Annotated in this window: 16 protein-coding genes; 7 read left to right on the top strand and 9 right to left on the bottom strand. The window is 71.4% G+C overall.

Annotation, left to right across the window (positions count from 1 at the left end):
* The first annotated feature begins 115 nt into the window (after positions 1 to 115).
* Positions 116 to 1,603 carry an MFS transporter gene (locus BLV39_RS30620; RefSeq protein ID WP_090800112.1) on the top strand — a complete coding sequence of 496 codons (1,488 nt, stop codon included), beginning with the start codon at positions 116 to 118 and terminating at the stop codon, positions 1,601 to 1,603.
* Positions 1,604 to 1,668: 65 nt separating this feature from the next.
* Here BLV39_RS30620 and BLV39_RS30615 read toward each other — a convergent pair whose 3' ends face one another.
* Positions 1,669 to 2,700 carry a coiled-coil domain-containing protein gene (locus BLV39_RS30615; RefSeq protein ID WP_090800111.1) on the bottom strand — a complete coding sequence of 344 codons (1,032 nt, stop codon included), beginning with the start codon at positions 2,698 to 2,700 and terminating at the stop codon, positions 1,669 to 1,671.
* A 97-nt stretch (positions 2,701 to 2,797) separates the two neighbouring features.
* A complete protein-coding gene (locus tag BLV39_RS30610; protein WP_090800831.1) occupies positions 2,798 to 4,516 on the bottom strand; it encodes an IlvD/Edd family dehydratase in 1,719 nt (572 codons plus the stop codon).
* Between the two features lie 46 nt (positions 4,517 to 4,562).
* Here BLV39_RS30610 and BLV39_RS30605 point away from each other — a divergent pair, with 46 nt between their 5' ends.
* Together BLV39_RS30605 and BLV39_RS44860 are read left to right on the top strand one after the other, a co-directional pair.
* A complete protein-coding gene (locus tag BLV39_RS30605; RefSeq protein ID WP_090800110.1) occupies positions 4,563 to 5,579 on the top strand; it encodes a zinc-dependent alcohol dehydrogenase in 1,017 nt (338 codons plus the stop codon).
* Between the two features lie 72 nt (positions 5,580 to 5,651).
* A complete protein-coding gene (locus tag BLV39_RS44860; protein ID WP_275414210.1) occupies positions 5,652 to 5,786 on the top strand; it encodes a hypothetical protein in 135 nt (44 codons plus the stop codon).
* 18 nt (positions 5,787 to 5,804) lie between these two features.
* On the opposite strand, the gene BLV39_RS30595 is transcribed toward BLV39_RS44860, so the two are convergent.
* On the bottom strand, positions 5,805 to 6,791 hold the full coding sequence (locus BLV39_RS30595; protein ID WP_090800109.1) for an aminoglycoside phosphotransferase family protein: 987 nt from the start codon (positions 6,789 to 6,791) through the stop codon (positions 5,805 to 5,807).
* 156 nt (positions 6,792 to 6,947) lie between these two features.
* On the opposite strand from BLV39_RS30595, the gene BLV39_RS30590 reads away from it, so the two are divergent.
* Entirely contained in the window at positions 6,948 to 7,427 is a 480-nt protein-coding gene (locus tag BLV39_RS30590) for a GtrA family protein (protein WP_176985152.1), read from the top strand.
* Here the strand turns inward: BLV39_RS30590 and BLV39_RS30585 are convergent, their stop codons facing one another.
* The 3 genes from BLV39_RS30585 to BLV39_RS30575 form a co-directional block, all read right to left on the bottom strand.
* Entirely contained in the window at positions 7,428 to 8,129 is a 702-nt protein-coding gene (locus tag BLV39_RS30585) for a hypothetical protein (protein ID WP_090800107.1), read from the bottom strand.
* Between the two features lie 82 nt (positions 8,130 to 8,211).
* Positions 8,212 to 12,219, bottom strand: a complete 4,008-nt coding sequence (locus tag BLV39_RS30580) for an AAA family ATPase (RefSeq protein ID WP_090800106.1) — start codon at positions 12,217 to 12,219, stop codon at positions 8,212 to 8,214.
* The gene (locus BLV39_RS30575; RefSeq protein WP_090800105.1) at positions 12,206 to 12,520 is read right to left on the bottom strand and encodes a hypothetical protein; all 315 of its coding nucleotides are present in this window, start codon (positions 12,518 to 12,520) and stop codon (positions 12,206 to 12,208) included. The genes BLV39_RS30580 and BLV39_RS30575 overlap by 14 nt, the downstream gene beginning before the upstream one ends.
* Positions 12,521 to 12,670: 150 nt before the next feature.
* On the opposite strand from BLV39_RS30575, the gene BLV39_RS30570 reads away from it, so the two are divergent.
* Positions 12,671 to 13,249: a DUF1707 SHOCT-like domain-containing protein gene (locus tag BLV39_RS30570; RefSeq protein WP_090800104.1), complete on the top strand. Its 579-nt coding sequence runs from the start codon at positions 12,671 to 12,673 to the stop codon at positions 13,247 to 13,249.
* Positions 13,246 to 13,698, top strand: coding sequence for a hypothetical protein (locus tag BLV39_RS30565; RefSeq protein ID WP_090800103.1), 453 nt, complete (start codon positions 13,246 to 13,248; stop codon positions 13,696 to 13,698). Before BLV39_RS30570 ends, BLV39_RS30565 begins: the two co-directional genes overlap by 4 nt.
* On the opposite strand, the gene BLV39_RS30560 is transcribed toward BLV39_RS30565, so the two are convergent.
* Genes BLV39_RS30560 through BLV39_RS30550 form a run of 3 tightly spaced genes read right to left on the bottom strand, consistent with a single transcriptional unit; the run spans position 13,682 to position 16,910 of the window.
* The gene (locus tag BLV39_RS30560; RefSeq protein ID WP_204082563.1) at positions 13,682 to 15,784 is read right to left on the bottom strand and encodes a beta-glucosidase; all 2,103 of its coding nucleotides are present in this window, start codon (positions 15,782 to 15,784) and stop codon (positions 13,682 to 13,684) included. The two genes, BLV39_RS30565 and BLV39_RS30560, sit on opposite strands and share 17 nt — an antisense overlap.
* A 37-nt stretch (positions 15,785 to 15,821) precedes the next feature.
* The gene (hypB, locus tag BLV39_RS30555; protein ID WP_090800101.1) at positions 15,822 to 16,505 is read right to left on the bottom strand and encodes a hydrogenase nickel incorporation protein HypB; all 684 of its coding nucleotides are present in this window, start codon (positions 16,503 to 16,505) and stop codon (positions 15,822 to 15,824) included.
* Between the two features lie 3 nt (positions 16,506 to 16,508).
* Positions 16,509 to 16,910 carry a hydrogenase maturation nickel metallochaperone HypA/HybF gene (locus BLV39_RS30550; RefSeq protein WP_239083399.1) on the bottom strand — a complete coding sequence of 134 codons (402 nt, stop codon included), beginning with the start codon at positions 16,908 to 16,910 and terminating at the stop codon, positions 16,509 to 16,511.
* Positions 16,911 to 16,962: 52 nt separating this feature from the next.
* Here BLV39_RS30550 and BLV39_RS30545 point away from each other — a divergent pair, with 52 nt between their 5' ends.
* Positions 16,963 to 18,018, top strand: a complete 1,056-nt coding sequence (locus BLV39_RS30545; protein ID WP_090800099.1) for an NADH-quinone oxidoreductase subunit B family protein — start codon at positions 16,963 to 16,965, stop codon at positions 18,016 to 18,018.
* Positions 18,019 to 18,032 lie beyond the last annotated feature (14 nt).

Raw genomic sequence — 18,032 nt, 5'->3', positions numbered from 1 at the left:
GTGCCTCCGAAGCTCGGGTGCCGTCACCCTAGACCGCGAATCTCGGAGGGCTGTCGAAACTCGGGTGACGACTCCGACCTCTGGTCGTGAACCAATCACGACTGAAGAGGTACTCATGGATGTGAACGACTCGCGGGCAGGGCGCAAGGAGTGGGTGGGGCTGGCGGTGCTGGCCCTGCCTTCCCTCCTCGTCTCGATCGACCTGTTCGTGCTCCTGCTCGCCGTGCCGCAGCTCAGCGGTGACCTCGGCGCGGGCAGCACCGACCAGCTCTGGATCATCGACGTCTACGGGTTCCTCCTGTCCGGCTTCCTGATCACGATGGGCGCGCTCGGTGACCGCCTCGGCCGCCGGAGGCTGCTGCTCGGCGGGGCGGCCGTGTTCGGCGTCGCGTCGGTGCTGGCCGCCTACGCGGACAGCCCGGCCATGCTGATCGCGGCCCGGGCGTTGCTCGGCGTCGCCGGCGCGGCCATGGGCCCGACCACGCTCGCGCTGATCACCGGCATGTTCCGCGACCCGAAGCAGCGCGCCACCGCGATCGGGGTCTGGCTGATGTCGCTGATGGGCGGCAGCGCGATCGGCCCAGTGGTCGGCGGCATCCTGCTCGGGCACTTCTGGTGGGGCTCGGTCTTCCTCATCGCCGTGCCCGCGATGCTCCTGCTGCTCGTCCTCGGCCCGATCCTGCTACCCAAGGACCGGCCGCGACGCGACCCGGCCCCGCTCGACCTGGCCAGCGTCGCGCTCTCGCTCGCCGCGATCCTCCCGGCCGTCTACGGCATCAAGGAGCTGGCCCGGCACGGAGTGCAGCCCACCCCGGCGGCCGCGTTGATCGTCGGGCTGCTGTTCGCGGCGGCCTTCCTGCGCCGCCAGCGGACGCTGACAGACCCCCTGGTCGACCTGCGGCTGTTCGGGGAACGCACGTTCCGCACCGCACTCGGCGCGATGCTCGTCAACACGATGCTGCCGGGCACCGTGATGGTGCTGATCACGCAGTTCCTGCAGCTTGTCGCCGGCTACCAGCCACTGCGGGCAGGGCTGGCACTGCTGCCCGCGGTAGCCGCCGGCCTGCTCGCCACCCAGGTCGCGCCGCTCGCAGCCAGACGGATCAGGCCGGCCCCGTTGATCGCCGGTGGCCTGGCCGTCTCGTTCGTCGGCCTCGTGCTGCTGACCAGCGCCTCGGACGCGACGACGGTGATCACCGGGATGGCGCTGTTCAACGTCGGCGCCGGGCCGCTGGTCACGCTCGGCACCGGGATCGTCGTCGGCGCGGTGCCACCGGAGCGGGCCGGCTCGGCCGCGTCCCTGTCGCAGACCGCCAACGAGTTCGGGTTCGCGCTCGGGGTCGCCGTGTTCGGCAGCGTCGCCGCCGCGGTCTACCGACACGGCGCGCCGGCCGGGGCGGGCGACTCGCTCGCCGCGACCCCGCCGGCGCTGCTCGACCAGGCCCGCGCGGCGTTCACCGACGGCCTGCACGTGGTGGCCGCGATCAGCGCCGTCGCGATCGCCGTCACCGCAGTGCTCTGCCTACGGGCGTTGCGTCACCTGTCGCCGGTGGGCCAGGACCAGGCGAAGGAGGAGGAGGCGCGGCTGCCGGAGCACGCCTGACCAAATGACGAACGCCCGGGCCAGCGGCGTGCGCTGTCCCGGGCGTTCAGCCCTATTTCAAAGCGTCAAAGCATTGACATGTGTACGTGGTCCGTATGGTCGCTCTCACCGCTGTAGGACTTCCACCCGGTAGCGGGGAACCAGATGCGTTTGTACCAGATCACGTAGAGGATCCCGAGCGCGTCGGCGTTTCTGATCAGGAACGCCGCCAGGTTGTTCCCGTACCTCTCCTGGTCGCTGTTGGCGGCCCGCGCGAATCCGCTCTTGAGCAACGACCAGTCGCAGGCGCGGCCCTTCGGATGCTCGAAGGGCCCACCGGACCGGAAGCAACCGACGAACCGGTTGAACCCGGCGCGCTTCACCTCTTTGTACGCGTGCATCGTGCGCGGCGTGACGCAGCCGCTGGTGGTGTCGTCCTGCACGCTGCAGGACTCGTCCGGCCAGCCACCGTCGGCCGAGCGCGGTGCCGGGCGGGCCTTGGGCGAGGTCGCCACCACGTTGGTGGGGTCCAGACCCACCCCGACGGCCAGGTCGCCGACCTTGTCGAGCTCGCGCTCGGCGGCGGCCTTCTGCTTGGCCATCGAATTCGCCGCGGCCTTCTGGGCGGCCACCTCGGCGTCGATCGCGGCCTTGGCCCCGGCGACCTGCTCCTCGGCCGTGACGAGCTCGTTCAGCTTGCTCGAGTTGTACTGGTTGAGCCGCTCCAGCACCGTGGCCTTCTCCAGGAAGCCGCCCTGGTCCGACGCATTGAGCATCGCGACCATCGGGGTGAGCCTGCCGGTCCGGTACGTCTCGGTCGCGAACTCGCTCACCTGCGGCTGGAGGTCCTTGACCTTCGCCTCGGCGGCTTGGAGCTGCAGGCCGAGCTTGAGCTGGCGCTGCCGGGACTTGTCGAGGACCGCCTTGGCCTTGGCGTACTGCCGGCCGGTCGACTCGAGCACGTCACCGAGCAGCGGAACGGCCTTCTCCCTAGGCGCGGCCGGCGTCGGCGACGGTTTGGGCGCCGCGTAACCGGCACCGGGTGGCAGCACGGCGACCGTGGCAGCGGCGACCAGGGCCAGGACAGTTGCGAGCCAGCGTCGTCGCGCGGCGGTCATTCTCGTTGTTTCCCTCCGTCAAACCGCGCACGAGCATACCCAAGGGAGATCTGGTCGCAAGTGGTGCACAAAGCGACAGCCCAGTAGCCGCGTGTCATCAATGCGAGTCACGGGCCACACGGTCGCCACTTCCCCCGACGAGAAAGTCCAAATCCGCGCCAGTTTCCGCGCCGCGGACCGTATCGACGTAGAGCTTTTCCCAACCCCGGGTCGGTCGGGCCAGTGCGGCGACCATCGCCGGCGCGGGTTCGCGGGCCGCGAACTCGGCGGCCGGCACGTCGACGTCGATCCGGCGCCCCTCGACGTCGAGCACGATCGGGTCGCCGTCGCGCACCTTCGCCAGCGGGCCGCCGGCCGCGCCCTCGGGGGCGACGTGGAGCACGACTGTCCCGTACGCGGTGCCGCTCATCCGCCCGTCGCAGACCCGCACCATGTCGCGGACGCCCTGCTGCAGCAGCTTGCGCGGCAGCGGCAGGTTGGCCACCTCGGGCATGCCCGGGTAGCCCCGCGGCCCGCAGCCGCGCAGCACCAGCACCGAGTCGGCGTCCACGTCGAGCGCCGGGTCGTCGATCCGGTGGTGCAGGTCCTCGACCGAGTCGAAGACCACGGCCCGGCCGCGGTGCTGCAACAGGGCTGCCGTCGCCGCCGCCGGTTTGATGATCGCGCCGTCCGGTGCCAGGTCGCCGCGGAGCACGGCGATGCCGGCGTCGGCCATCATCGGGTCACTGCGCGGCCTGATCACCTCGGTGTCGTGGATCGTCGCGTCCGACAGGTACTCGCCGAGCGGACGCCCGGTGACGGTCAGCGCGTCAAGATCGAGAAGGTCGGAGATCTCCCGTAGCACGGCGGTCAGCCCGCCGGCCCGGTGGAAGTCCTCCATCAGGTGCCGCCCGGCCGGTTGCAGGTCGACCAGCAGCGGGATGCCGTGCCCGGCGCGGTCGATCTCGTCGAGGGTCAGCGGCACACCGAGGCGCCCGGCGATCGCGAGCAGGTGCACGACCGCGTTGGTCGAGCCGCCCAGCGCGCCCAGCGCCACGATCGCGTTGTGGAAGCTTGCCTTCGTGATGATCTGACTCGGTCGCCGGCCTTCGCGGACCATCTCGACCGCGAGCCGGCCCGACTCGTGGGCCTGGGCCGCAAGGCGGCTGTCCGGGGCGGGCAGCCCGGCCGTGCCGGGCAGCGTCGTGCCCAGCACCTCGGCGAGCAGGCCCATCGTCGAGGCCGTACCCATCGTGTTGCAGTGGCCCTTGCTCCGGATCATCGCCGACTGCGACGCCTGGAAGTCACGGTTGGACAGCGTGCCGGCGCGGACCTCCTCGGAGAGCCGCCAGACGTCGGTGCCGCAGCCGAGCGGCACACCGCGGAACGTGCCGGTGAGCATCGGGCCGCCAGGGACCACCAGCGCCGGCAGATCGACCGAGGCGGCGCCCATCAGCAGCGAGGGGATGGTCTTGTCGCAGCCGCCGAGCAGCACGACCCCGTCGATCGGGTTGGCCCGGATCATCTCCTCGATGGCCATCGCGGCCATGTTGCGCCAGAGCATCGCGGTCGGCCGGACCTGCGTCTCGCCGAGGGAGACGACGGGCAGTTCCAGGGGTACGCCGCCCGCCTCCCAGATGCCGTTGGCGACGCTGCGGGCCACCTCGGTGAGGTGCATGTTGCAGGGCGTGAGGTCAGAGGCGGTGTTGGCGATGGCGATCTGGGGCCGACCCTCGAACGCCGAGTCGGGTGCGCCACGGCGCATCCAGGCCCGGTGGATGTAGGAGTTGCGGTCCTGGCCGGCATACCACGCGTCGGAGCGGAGAGGGGCAGGCATACTGCCCATTATCAAGATTCGCCTGATCGGGTGGCAGGGGGTGGCGGTGCGGGCTTTCGTCGTCGTCGGGCCGGGCCGGGCGGAGGTGCGGGACGTGGCCCCGCCGGTGCCCCGGATCGGCGAGGTCATCGTCGATGTGGAGCGGGCCGGCGTGTGCGGCACCGACGCCGAGTTCTACTCGGGCCACATGGCCTACCTGCACAGCGGCGACGCCGCGTACCCGATCAGAATCGGTCACGAGTGGTGCGGCGTGGTGTCTGCGGTCGGCGCCGAGGTCGACAACGCCTGGCTCGGCCGCCGGGTCACCGGCGACACCATGCTGGGTTGCGGCAACTGCCTGCGGTGCCTGAGCGGCCGCCAGCACCTGTGCGCGGACCGCTTCGAGATCGGCATCCGGGGCGGTTGGCCGGGCGCGCTCGCCGAGCAGCTACCGGTCCCGGTCCGTGCGCTGCACCCGCTGCCGGACTCGGTCGACGCCACGCTCGGCGCCCTGGTCGAGCCGGGCGGCAACGCGCTGCGGGTGGTCGAGGCCGCGGCCCTGACCCCGACCAGCCGGCTGCTGGTCCTCGGGCCGGGGACGATCGGCCTGCTCGCCGCCCAGATCGCCGCCGCCAGGGGTGCGGAGGTGCACCTGCTCGGGCGCGACGAGCCTTCGCTGGCGTTCGCGCGGGGGCTCGGCTTCGCGCACACCTGGCGTCTCACCGATCTGCCGGACGACCTGGCCTTCGACGCGGTGGTCGACGCGACGAACGCGGCCGATCTGCCGGGCTTCGCGGTGCGCCGGGTCGAGCCGGGGGGCCGGGTCGTCTACATCGGGCTGGCGGAGGCGCCGTCGCTGGTCGACTCCCGTGATCTTGTCCTGAAGGACGTGACGGCTGTCGGCGTACTCAGCGCGTCCGGGGGTCTGTCGGGGACGATCGAGCTGTACGCGACCGGCACCGTCGACCCCCGCCCGCTGGTCGCGGCGACGGTCGGACTGGCCGAGGCGGCCGACGTGCTCGCCGGAGGCCGCCCGCCGGCCTGGGGCGCAGCGCCGAAGATCCACGTCGACCCGCGCCGCTGACCGTCGCTGCCGAGTATGCCCTTCGATCTTGTCTGCGAAATCGAGCCTCCCACTCGACCGGACCCGCGGCACGTGCGGCACCAGATCGGCGTGCTCGCACCGATCGCGGACTCGTTCCTGATCCCGGACAACCACATCGGCCGGGCAACGGTGTCCAGCGTGGCCGTCGCGCACGAGGTCCCCGCGGCGCTGCGTCTCGAACCGTGAACGGAGATCCAGTTACGGTCAGCGCCTAGTGGCGACGCTGGCCGTGTACTCAGTGAAGATCTCGCCGAGAATTCGCCGCGCGCTCGCGAAGTCCTCCGCGTCCTCGGGATCCTGGAAGCTGTAGGAGTAGGTAGAGAGCGTCTTCCAGAGGGCCCAGCCGCGCCCGCGTGCCCACGTCGCGTCGTCCACCGAGAGCCGCTTGCGGAAGGCCCGTCGGCCGTCGGTGGTCAGCAAGGTCCAGGCGATCGCCAGATCGCAGGCCGGGTCGCCGACGCCGCAGGTCCCGAAGTCGATGACGGCCGCCAACCGCCCGTCATCGAGCAGCAGGTTTCCCTCGGCGACGTCACCGTGGAACCAGCGGTCCACACCGTCCCAGCGGGCGTCGAGTGCGCTCGCCCAGATCTCCCGCGCCAGCTCGGAGTCCACCTGGCCGTCCAACCCCGCGAGCGCACGGTCGACTTTCCCGCCGTAGGTGCGCAGGGTGCCGCCTCGGAACCAGTTGTGGATCCCCGGCTGCGGACCGTCAGCGGCGTCGACGCTCTGCAGGGCCGCCAGGAACTCTGCCAGGTCGAGCGCGAATCGCACCGGGTCGGCGACGCGGTCCACGTTCGCACGTTCGCCGTCGAGCCACCGATAGATCGACCACGGATGGGGATAGCCCGCGCCGGGCTTGCCTTTGGCCAGTGGGGTGGGGATGGGCAACGGCAGCCGAGCGGCGAGCGTCGGGAGCCACCGATGTTCCTTCTCGACGGCCAAGGCGTACTCGGCAGCGCTGGGCAGCCGTACCAGCAATGCGGAGCCGAGGTGAAAGGTCCAGTTGTCCCAGCCGCCGTTGGCTACCGGCTCAACCGGGAGGTCGGCCCACTCGGGAAACTGCTCGGCGACAAGCCGACGCACCTGTTCCGCGTGCACCGCAACTCGTTGCGGCGCGGGACCGAGATCCGGAGTGTCACTCACCGAGCCGTCCTTGTCTGACCATCGAAGTTCAAGCGCGGGCTGCCGCATCGATCGACGGATCGCCGGCGACGAATGCTACGGCAATGATCCGCGCCTGGCCGCCCGGCTGATCCCGGTGACGGCCCCACCCCGCTGAGATCGGCGTTGGGCTCGGACCGTGACCCCGGACCGGGCTGTTCAGGTTTCGGGGCTAGGGTGTGCGGCGTGAGTCGGGCTTCGCGGATCTTGCGGCTCGCGTACCGCCATTCCGTCATCCGTTTTCTCGGCCTCGCCGGCGTCGGTTTCGCCTTCGATCTGACGTTGCTGGCCGTGCTCGACGCGGTCACGCCACTGCCGCCCGCGGCGACGGTGAGCATCGCGTTCTGGGCCACCTACGCGCTGAACTTCGCCCTCAACCGCACCTTCGCCTTCCACGCCTCCGGCGACGGGGTGCGCGGGCAGTTGGCCCGGTTCGCGCCGCAGGTGCTCGGCGACTACGTGCTCACGGTGGCCGGCGTGACCGTGCTCGGCGCGCTCGGGATCGGGCTGGTCCCGGCCCGGATCATCGCCGGCGGCACCAACCTGGTCTTCAACTACGTGCTCTATCGCTGGTGGACCTTCCGCCGCCGGCCCGAGCCGGAGCCCGCGCCGGACGTGGAGCGGGAGCTCGCGTTGGTCGCCGCGCGAAACGATCCGCGCGCGTAGTCAGCGATCGGCGCTGCCACCGGCGGCGCGCAGCAGCGGGAAGTCCGGCAGTGCGGTCCAGTCCAGGAGAGCGCCCAGTTCTGCCGCGACGGCGTCGGCGATCACCCGCGCGCCGTGCAGGTGGATCCGGGCACAGGAGATGGCGCCGATCAGGCCGATCGCGTGTCGGCCGCCCGGCCGGGCGCGCAGCACGCTGCTCGCCGAGGTGGCGCCGCGCAGTGGCCCCGGCCAGACCTCGCTGCGCCAGCCCGAGACCAGACCGTGGGTCAGGCAGTGCCGCACCTGCATCCACCCGTCGGCCCGTCGCACCATCTCGTCCCAGTCGATGGTCTCGGTGGCCGGTCGCCCGCTGACGGTGGGGATGTTCCATACCCGCACCGGCGGGGCGTCGGCGATCCGTGGCGGGACGGTCGGAAACTCGGCAGAGCATTTGCGTTGGAAGTCCGCCACGGTCGGGTTGCTCGTCGACACCCGTTTGGCGATCTGGCCCAGTCCGTAGCCGCGCAGATGCAGGGCGGTGGCGAGGAAGTCCTCGACAAATCCCTCGAAGGCCGAGATGACGCCGAGCACCACGGCCGGCGGCAACGCGTTGAAGTTGCCGGCGTTGCCGGGTGTGCGTGGATGGAGCTGCGTCAACCGTTGCGGCACTTCGAGCGAGCGGGCGAACCGGTGGACACTGTCCTGCGGCGTGACCGGAAGCATCCGTCCATTGTTGGTACCGCGCGCGGCGTGACGCATCGTCCGTACCGTTGGTCGCGGCCGGCGGTGGCGTCGGACAGCCGGTCTACTGCTGGCGGGGCGGGTCCGTCAGGCGGGGCCACCATTGGCGCACGGTGCGGGCGGCTTCGACGCACTGGCTGATCGCAGCGTCGCCTCCGCAGGCGCGGACCAGGTCCGTCGCTCCCGACAGGATGAAAAGGCAGTCGTCGAGGTCTACGTCGTCGAGGCAGCGCCGGAGCACAGTGAACGCGTACGCGTCGAGGTGTCCCGCCGCACGCTCCTGTGCCCGGCTGACCAGTTGCCACCGTCCCTGCGAGAAGCCGGGATCGGCCAGGGTGTGCCTGATGGCGGCTTCGCGTGCGGGCTCACGCAGGAGAAGGGCTGAGTTCGCGAAGATCAGGCCGCGCTCGCCCGGCGTCGCGACGCCCGCCAGGGCGTCGACGCCCAGTTGCGCCACCGAGGCCGGCAGGAGATGCAGAAGCTGCCCCAACAGAGCAGGGTCGGCATCGGGACGCAGGAGCGTGTGGCCGGCGGCCAGGCATCTGACGAAGATCGTCTCCGGAACGGCCCGGACCAGCAGGGACGCGAACCGTTCCAGTGGGGGTGCGCCGTCGCCGGCCCGGGCGACGGTGTCCATGGCCTCACGAAGGAGCGGCCGGCCTTCTTCGTCGGGCAGCCGCGCCGCGATCAACATGAGGAACAGGGACTGGTACGTACCTGACCGCATGTCACGGGCCCTGGCGGCGGCCTCACGCAGCAACTCGGGAGCGTGCGTCGGCGGGCAGAGCGCGGCCAGGTGGTACAACGCCCAGGCCGCCTGGTCGGGTGAGTGGCCTGGTCTCTGTGCGGCGGTGCGGGCCACGTCGAAAGCGGTCGACCACTGCTCCGTGGTGAGCCAGGGCCGGGTGCGCTCGAGGCACAACGTGTTCAGCGTGTCCGGGAGGAACCGCGAGGTCAGCTCGAACAGGTCGTCGACGAGGGCGGCGGGAGCCGGTGGGCCGCCGGCCTCCAGGATGTCCACCAACGCCATGGCGCGGTTCTGGTGGAACGTGATCCGGTCGGCCTCCGCGATCGCTTCCGCCAACAAGGCCTCGCGGGTCTCCGCCGTCGCCGTGCGTGCCGCGGCGGCCAGGAACTGAGCCAGGCCACGTTCGTCGGTGATGGACTGGACCATCGACAGCGCGACACCGGCCTGTGCCGCACTCAGCCGGTCGGCCAGGTTGTGGACCACGTGTCCCCGCAGGTACGCGTCCGGCAGCCGGGAGGCCTCAGCGAGCAGCAACTCGGCGAGCTCCGCATCGGCCTGGGCGGCAAGCTCCGCCAGCACCTCGGCGCGTCGCATCGCGTCGGGCAGCCTGGCGGCCAGTTCCACGATGGTCTTGGCGGGCGCGCCCGTCGCGACCGACCCGAGCGCCGACAACGCGTCTGCCCGGCGGCGCTCGTCGACGATCCGGTCGACGAGCCCGAGGAGCGCCTCGACCGGTGGATTGTCGACGGTCGTCAGCATGCTGACGAACTCGGCCTTCACCTCCGATGTCGCCAGACGTTCCAGACAGTCCGTCAGCATGTCCTCGGCGTTCGACCCCCTGGCCAGGCGGATGACGTTGACGAGCGAGCCCAGCGCGTCCACCTCGGACTCGCAGCTGAGCGCGGTCGCGGCCGCCTCGCGCACCAGGTCGGCTCGCACGTCGGCGTGCTGGGGCGAGCTGGCGGACACCGCGAGAGCCGCGCTGCGGTGGATCGGGTCGACCGTTGCCCGAACGTCTGCCAGCGACTCGTCCCGGACGTCGGCACCCAGCCCCGCGGCGATGCTCAGCAACGCCATTCCGCGATCGTCGCTGGTCGAGATGGCGCGAGCGGCGCCGAGCAGGTCCGGCAACGTGGCGGGCACTGACCGCTCGGCGACCGCCTCGATCAACTCTGTCTTGAGAGAATCCTCCGGGATGCCATCGACGGCCTTTACGAGGTGGGGCAGCTCGTCCTCGGGGACGTGCGCGGCCAGCGTGGTCAACAACCAGTGTCGATCACGAGGATCGTCGAGCGCGAGGGCGATCTGGACAGCGGCCCGCAGGCGCGCGGCCGACAGCATCGGCGCCAGCCGGACGATGGCTCCTGCCCGCATGCTCGGGTCGAGTGAGGTCGCGGTGTCCATCGCCTCCGTGACGAGCGCCTCTCGGTCTTCGAGATCGTCGAGGCTCTCGAGGAGCTCGGTGAGCGACTGGGCGCGATCGGCCGCGTACTCGTCGGATCGCGCGGATGCCAGCGCGAGCGCGACCGCCTTGGCCCGCGGCTCCCCGGTCAGCACGGGCAGCAGCAGCGTTGCCTGGTAGACACGATTGCGGGACCGCCGCAGGCGGGCCGTTTCGGCGAGCGCCCGGTCGGGGGTCCACAGGCTGTGCCGGACCAGCGCGGCGACCAGCCCGAACGGGATGGCGACTGTCAACGAGTACGTCGCCGCCGCGATGATCGCGTAGCGCAGGTCGAGCCCGGCCAGCGGCGACGGCCGCCCCGCTCGCAGGTCCGCGTCGACCCGCTGGCCGACGAGCGCCCGAGCCCGGCCGAGGTCGGTGCCGAAGTCGGCGTTCGCGTTCACGTGGTCGAGGGCCACGTACCAGAGACAGGAGCCGCCCGCCCCGGTCTCGACGGCCAGCAACCGGTGCAGGTCGGCTTCGCGGCCGGCCCGCTCGAGATGGAAGGCGAGGTTGCGCCGGGCGTATCCACCGTGGACGTCGATCAGGTCCAGGTTGGCGGCGAGCAGCGGCAGACCGTCGGCCAGTCCGCCGAACAGCGTGAGGTAGACGTCGGCGATGTCGCCGTGGGCGGCGGCAGTCGCGCGGCCGAGCCGGTCGCTGCGGTGCCGGTCGGCGGCCAGCATCGGCCCGGTCGCGGCCCCGTGCAGGTAGTCCCGCAGGCTCAGGTGGTAGATCCCGTAGCGGGCGTCGCCTGAGGCGTCGTTCGCGACCGTGAGGAACGGCCGGAACGGCCCTTCGCACAGCGTCTCGACATCGGCGGCGTCGCCGAGCCGGCAGAGGTCGGCCAGCAGTGGTGCGGGGAGGGGCTCGGCGACCGCGGCCAGGGTGGCCAGGACCCGCGACCGGACCGAGTCCTCGGCGCCCGCGGGGAACAGCGCCTGCGAGTAGTAGCCGGACAGGTCGGCGGGCAGGGCCGCCAGGTCGTCGGGGGAGCGCAGTCCGAAGCGGACCTCGTCGAGGACGTACCGCAGATAGACCCACACCCCGCCGCAGCGCTCCAGGAGGCGGGCGATGAACACCTCCGGGTCGAGGCCGGCCGCCGCCAGCCGGTCCGCGATCTGTGTATCGGTGCGCACCGACTGGTCCAGAAAGCGCCGCATGTCTTCGAGGTTGCGCCGGTCGGCGAGCTTGATGGTGGTGACCTGCCACGGCAGCCGCAGGCCGGGCAGGGCGCTGCCGGTGCGGCAGGTGGCCACGACGACCACGTTGCGGGGGAGGCGGGCGGGCAGACCCAACGGGAGGTCGCCCTCGAACGTCTCGGCCTCGTCCAGCCCGTCGACGACGATCACGAGGCGCTGTCCGGCCATGGCCGCCCGCTCCCCGCCGGCCCGGAGGACCTGCTCGAACCAGCCCGGCTCGGCCGAGGTGTCGGGCAGGCCGCCGCCGGGGGCGAACTGCTCGGACAACTCGTACGCGGCGATGATCTGCGCGGACAGGTTGCGCAGGGCGGTCGCCGCCGACCGGCCCTTGGCGCGGCGGGTGAAGTGGCAGGGCCATCCGCGCCGTGCGGCGAGCCACGCGGCGACCGCGGTCTTGCCGACGCCGGCCGGCCCTTGGATGACGACGAAGCCGTGGTCGTGCCGTTCGACGAACTCGTCTACTTTGGAGATCAACCATTCCCGGCCGGCGAAGCGGTCGAGTTGGACCTCGTCGAACACGGGCGCCGGGTCGAGCCACACGTCCCGCAGCCGCGCGAAGCCGCCGTTGAAGACGGTGCCCGTGATGACGTCGCGGCCCGCTTGCAGGATCGTTCCTGATCCGCGGGCGACCGCCTTGAGCTCCCGTGTGGTGCCGCTCTCCCCGACCTCAACGCTGGTCATCGGCCACATCGGGGCGGGTGTGGCCGGGCGGGACGACGATGTCGCGTCCGGCCTGCATGATCTTCGATTGCCCCTTCGCGGCCGCCCGTAGCTGGATGGTGCCGCCGGCCGGCCCGCCTTCCCGGTCGGCGAGCAACGACACCAGCACCTGGAGGACGACGGCGGCGACCACGAGTGCGATCAGGCCGACCAGGAGCCCAACGTCCCAGCTCTCGGTGACGACGTTGGTCACCACGCCCACGCCGGCTCCGAGAGCGACCGAGACCCCGGCCGCCGCGGCACGCCAACCCGAACTCGACATCGGCCCTCCGTCCCGAGCCCGCAGTCGACAGCGTACGTGCCACGATCGAGGCTCGCGGCCACCGAAAGGCGACAGATCGACGTCCGTTCGCCTGCTGGAGCGGCCCGCGACCGCTGTTCGGCGTGGCTTCGGCGCCGTAAAGTCATCCAGGTGAGTGCCGAGCAGCGCGACATCCGGATGTCGGACGCCGACCGGGAAGGCGTGGTCGCGCGGCTCAACACGGCGGTGTCCGAGGGCCGGTTGACGATGGCCGAGTTTGAGGAGCGGGTCGACGGGGTGTTGAAGGCGCGCACCTACGGTGAGGTCGAGCCGTTCGTCGCCGACCTGCCGGGCGGGGCCGTCCCGGCCGTCACGGGCACCGAGATCGTCGTCGAGTTGCGCAGCCATGCCGGGCAGATCCGGCGGGGTGGGCGCTGGGCCGTGCCGCGCAAGTTGGTGGTGCGGAGTAAGGCGGGCATGGTCAAGCTCGACTTCCGGCACGCCGTGCTCAGCCAGCGGGTCGTCGAGATCGAGCTGGCGACCCAGGCCGGCAACACGGTCATCGTGCTGCCGCCGGGCGCGACCGCCGACCTCGACCGGCTCACCACCACCGCCGGCACGGCGTTCTGCCGGGTTCCGTCGTTTCCTGAGCCGGGTGGGACGGCGCCGCACCTGGTGATCAGTGGCAGCAGCGCCGCGGGTTCGGTCATCGTTCGTTACCCGTTCCGGTTGGGGCGCTGGAGCTGGTGATCTCGCTTCCGCGAGGTGCGACCGGCTTCTGGGACGCGGCTGCGGGCTCGCCGAAGTCCACCGATGTGCTGGCCTTCCGCACGGTGGTTCATGCGGCGGTGCTCGAGGTCGGTGGCAAAGTCGAGGGGTTCGAGGCCGCGGGCGTCACGCCGAATTTCCACCTGCTGATGGTCCGGACCGGCGATGACCGCGTCGGTGTGGTCTGTCACGAGCTGCTGCCGTGGCTGGCGCTGGTGCAACCACCGGATGGCTCGCTCACCTTCCGGTCCGAACCGAGACTGGCGGGCGCATTGCACCTGTCAGCTCCGTGGCGGCTGCTGGATCGCAAGACCCTCGGCACACGGGTGAACCGGCTGGATCTGTCCACACTTGATCGCGGTGAGCGCGACCAGATCGCGTTCTGGCAGCCGGCCACGCTCGGCGAGCTGCTCTTCAACTGGTGGGACTGACCAGGTCCAGGGCGCCGTCCAGGACGTCCGGATGGTGTGCGGCGGCGACGACCTGCCACCGGCCCGGGCGCTGCGACCACGTGCGGGTCGCCGGGTCGCGCTGCCGGGTCGGGGTCAGGTCGAGGTCCACGTCCACCTCGGCAGTAGCACCCGCGTCCAGGGCGACCCGCGCGAAGCCGACCAGCACGGGCACCGGCCGGTCCGCGTCCGCGTCGAACGCGTAGACCTGCGCGACCGTCGAACCGGCCCGGTCGCCGGTGTTGGTGACCCGCACCCGGCGGCCGCCGACCAACGTCATCGTGAAAGTGCTGTAGCCCAGACCGAAACCGAAGGGGTACGCGGCGCGGTGCCCGTCGCGATCGAGCTTGCGCTGACCCCACCAGGCGTCGTACCGGATGCGGCGGGCCGACGCGTCGAAGAACGGCAGGTGCGCCGCGTCGCGGGGGATGGCCACCGGCAACCGTCCGCCGGGCTCGGCCGCCCCGGTGAGGATGTCGGCGATGGCCCGGCCGCCCTCCATGCCCGGGTACCAGGCCAGCAGGATCGCGGCCACCCGCGACCGCCAGGCCTCCATGATGATCGCGCTGCCGCCGATCACCACCACCACGGTCCGTGGGTTGGCGTCCGTCACCGCGGCGATCAGCCCTTCGTCGTGCGGGTGCAGGGTCAGCCGGGTACGGTCGCCGCCCGGCCCGAACCGGGTGACCCGCCGGGCCAGCCAGGAGGCCAGCCGCTGCACCGGCCGCAGGGTGAACGGGAAGCCGAGGAACGCCAGGCTCGCCGGGTCGTCGTTGGTGATCCGCTCGCCCTCGTCCGTGGGACCCATCCCGACGACGACCACGGCGACGTCGGCGGCCCCGGCGGCCCGCGCCGCGGCGGCCAGGTCGAGGCCATCCACATAGGACGCGTCCGGGAACACCGTGCGCAGCCCGGACAGCGGTGACGACGTCGACGGCGGGTCGACCATCGAGGAGCCGCGGTCACCGAGGTTCGGCGCGGCAGCGAGCCGGCCCACCACGGCCACCCGCGACGAGGACGGCAGCGGCAGCACGGCAGCGCCGGACACGGGTGCGTTCCGCAGCAGCACGGCGCCCCGCACGGCGACCTCGTGCGCCAGTGAACGGTGCGCCGGCGAGGCGACCACATCAGGTGAAGGCTCGTCGACCGTACGCCCGGCGTAATGCAGCAGGGTCGTGCGCAGGATCCGGTGTGCCGACCGCACCACCACCGACCGTGGCACGCTGCCTATGCGCAGCGAGCGGGCCCGGTGCATGCGCAGCGGCATCTCGATGTCGAGGCCGGCCGTCAGGCTGTCGACCGCGTCGTGCGTGCCCCACACCCAGTCGCTGGTGACGAAGCCGGTGAACCCCCACTCGCCGCGCAGGATGTCGGTGAGCAGCACCGCGTTCTGGTCGGCGAACGCGCCGTTGACCGAGTTGTACGCGCTCATCACCGACTCGGCGCCGGCGTCGACGACGGCCTTGAAGTGCGGCAGGTAGACCTCGTGCAGCGCGTGCTCGTCGACCTCCACGTCGACCGTGAACCGCGCGTTCTCCATCGAGTTGAGCGCGAAGTGCTTCACGCATGCCATCACGTTGCGGCGCAGCCCGCGGGTCAGCCCGGCGCCCATCCGCCCGGTCAGCACCGGGTCCTCGCCGTAGCACTCCTGCGCCCGGCCCCACGCCGGATGTCGCAGCAGGTTGACGCAGACGGCCCCCGAGTAGTTGGCGCCCCGGGCCCGCGCCTCCAGCCCCATCGCCAGCCCGACCCGCTCCTCCAGAGCAGGGTCCCAGGTGGCGGCCCGGGCCATGGTGACGGGGAACGCGGTCGACCGCCCCATCACGACCCCGCGCGGGCCGTCGCTGAACCGGATGCCGGGGATCCCCAGCCGGGGGACCGCGCCGGCGGTGACCGGGCCGGCCTTGATCCGGGCCGGCAGGCGGACCGCGGCCCGGACGGGCAGGTCGCCGTCGAGCAACCAGCACAGTTCTCGATCGTTCATCCGCGCGAGCAGCCCGTCGGCGGCCGAGTCGGCGGTCACCGACCCGGCGCGGACGAGCCGCACGGCCTCATCGAACGTCGTCACCGGGTCATGGTCCCCCATGCCCCCGAGCCGCTGACGCTTACTGCGCCGCGATCCAGTCGTACCAGGCCGGCAGGCCTTCGCCCGTCGTGGCCGAGAGGGTCAGCAGCACCAGGTCCGGGTTGACCGAGCGGGCGTTCTTGGCGCACAGCTCGACGTCGAAGTCGACGTACGGCAGCAGGTCGATCTTGTTGATCACCACCAGGTCGGCGGCCGCGAACATGTACGGGTACTTCAGTGGCTTGTCCGTGCCCTCGGTCACCGAGATGACCACCACCTTGCGCTGCTCGCCGAGGTCGAACATGGCCGGGCAGACCAGGTTGCCGACGTTCTCCACGAACACCACCGCGCCGTTGGGCGGGTCCAGCCTGGACAGTGCCGAGCGCACCAGGGCCGCGTCGAGGTGGCAGCCGGCTCCCGTGTTGACCTGAACCGCCGGCGCGCCGGTGCGGCGCAGCCGTTCGGCGTCCAGCGAGGTGGCCTGGTCGCCCTCGATGACCGCGGCCGGCCGCACGCGGGCCAGCGTCGTCAGCGTCCGCTCCAGCAGCGTGGTCTTGCCCGAGCCGGGGGAGCTCATCAGGTTGAGCGCGATCGCGTCGCGCTTGCGTAGCCAGGCGCGGTTGTCGCGGGCGATGGCGTCGTTCTTCGCCAGGACGTTCTGTTCCAGCGAGACATGCTCATGCGAGTGTGACTGAGAATCGGCGCAACCGCAGGTGCCACACACCGGTCAACCCACCTCCATCGAGACGATCTTCAACTCGCGGCCGGCGAGCACCGAGACGTCGGCGCTGCCGCACGCGCACAGCAACACGGGGTCGGGCAGGTCGAACGACACGCCGCAGGCACGACACGCCGCGCGGCCGGGCACCAGGTCGATGTCGAGGCGGGCGCCCTCGACGACGGTGCCGGCGCTGACCAGGTCGAAGCAGAAGTGCATCGCGTCGGGTACGACGGCCGTCAGCGCGCCGACCCGCAGCCGGATCGCGTGCACCCGTCGTTCTCCGGCGCGGGCGCGGACCTCGTCCACGACGCTCTGGGTGATCGACAGCTCGTGCACCTTGGTCCCTCCGGCGGAGATTTGTCTGCGTTGCGCCCACTTGCCGAGTAGGTCGGATATTACTCTGAGCACCGAGCTACGTACGTTCAGCGACGCCGGACGCGCTCAGGGGAAGGCGGACACCATGCCGACAGCGGAAGCCATCAAGGCCGAGGACACGCTCATCCACGTTCTCTGGATCAACGCGGGGCTGAGCTGCGACGGCGACTCCGTGTCGCTGACCGCCGCGACCCAGCCGAGCATCGAGGAGATCGCGCTCGGGGCGCTGCCCGGTCTGCCCAAGGTGGCTGTCCACTGGCCACTGATCGACTTCGAGTGCGGTCCCAACGGCGGGCAGGACGACTTCCTGGAGTGGTTCTTCAAGGCCGACCGCGGCGAGCTCGACCCGTTCGTACTCGTGGTCGAGGGCTCGATCGCCAACGAGGAGCTGCACAGCGAGGGCTACTGGACCGGGTTCGGCAACAACCCCGCGACCGACCAGCCCATCACGATGAGCGGCTGGCTGGACCGGCTGGCGCCCAAGGCCACCGCGATCGTGGCGACCGGCACCTGCGCGACGTACGGCGGCATCCACGCGATGGCCGGCAACCCGACCGGCGCGATGGGCGTGGCCGACTACCTCGGCTGGGAGTGGAAGTCCAAGGCCGGCATCCCGATCGTCAACGTGCCCGGCTGCCCGATCCAGCCTGACAACATGTCGGAGACGCTGGTCTATCTGCTCTATATGGCCACCGGCCAGGCGCCGATGATCCCGCTGGACGACGCCCTGCGGCCGACCTGGCTGTTCGGCCAGACCGTGCACGAGGGCTGTGACCGCGCCGGCTACTACGAGCAGGCCGACTTCGCCACGGAGTACGGCTCGCCGAAGTGCATCGTCAAGCTCGGCTGCTGGGGTCCCGCGGTCAAGTGCAACGTGCCCAAGCGCGGCTGGATGAACGGCATCGGCGGCTGCCCCAACGTCGGCGGCATCTGCATCGGCTGCACGATGCCCGGCTTCCCCGACAAGTTCATGCCGTTCATGGACGAGCCGCCCGGCGCGAAGCTGTCCTCGACCACGATCGCGGCCTACGGCAACACGATGCGCCGCCTGCGCGGCATCACGACCCACACGCTCGACCGCGAGCCCAAGTGGCGCAAGCGCGGCCGCGAACTGACCACCGGCGCGAAGCGCACCTGGTAACAGAGAGAGGCCGA

Source organism: Asanoa ishikariensis, from assembly GCF_900107455.1.
GTDB lineage: Bacteria > Actinomycetota > Actinomycetes > Mycobacteriales > Micromonosporaceae > Asanoa > Asanoa ishikariensis.
This window is presented reverse-complemented; position numbering and strand designations above follow the sequence as displayed.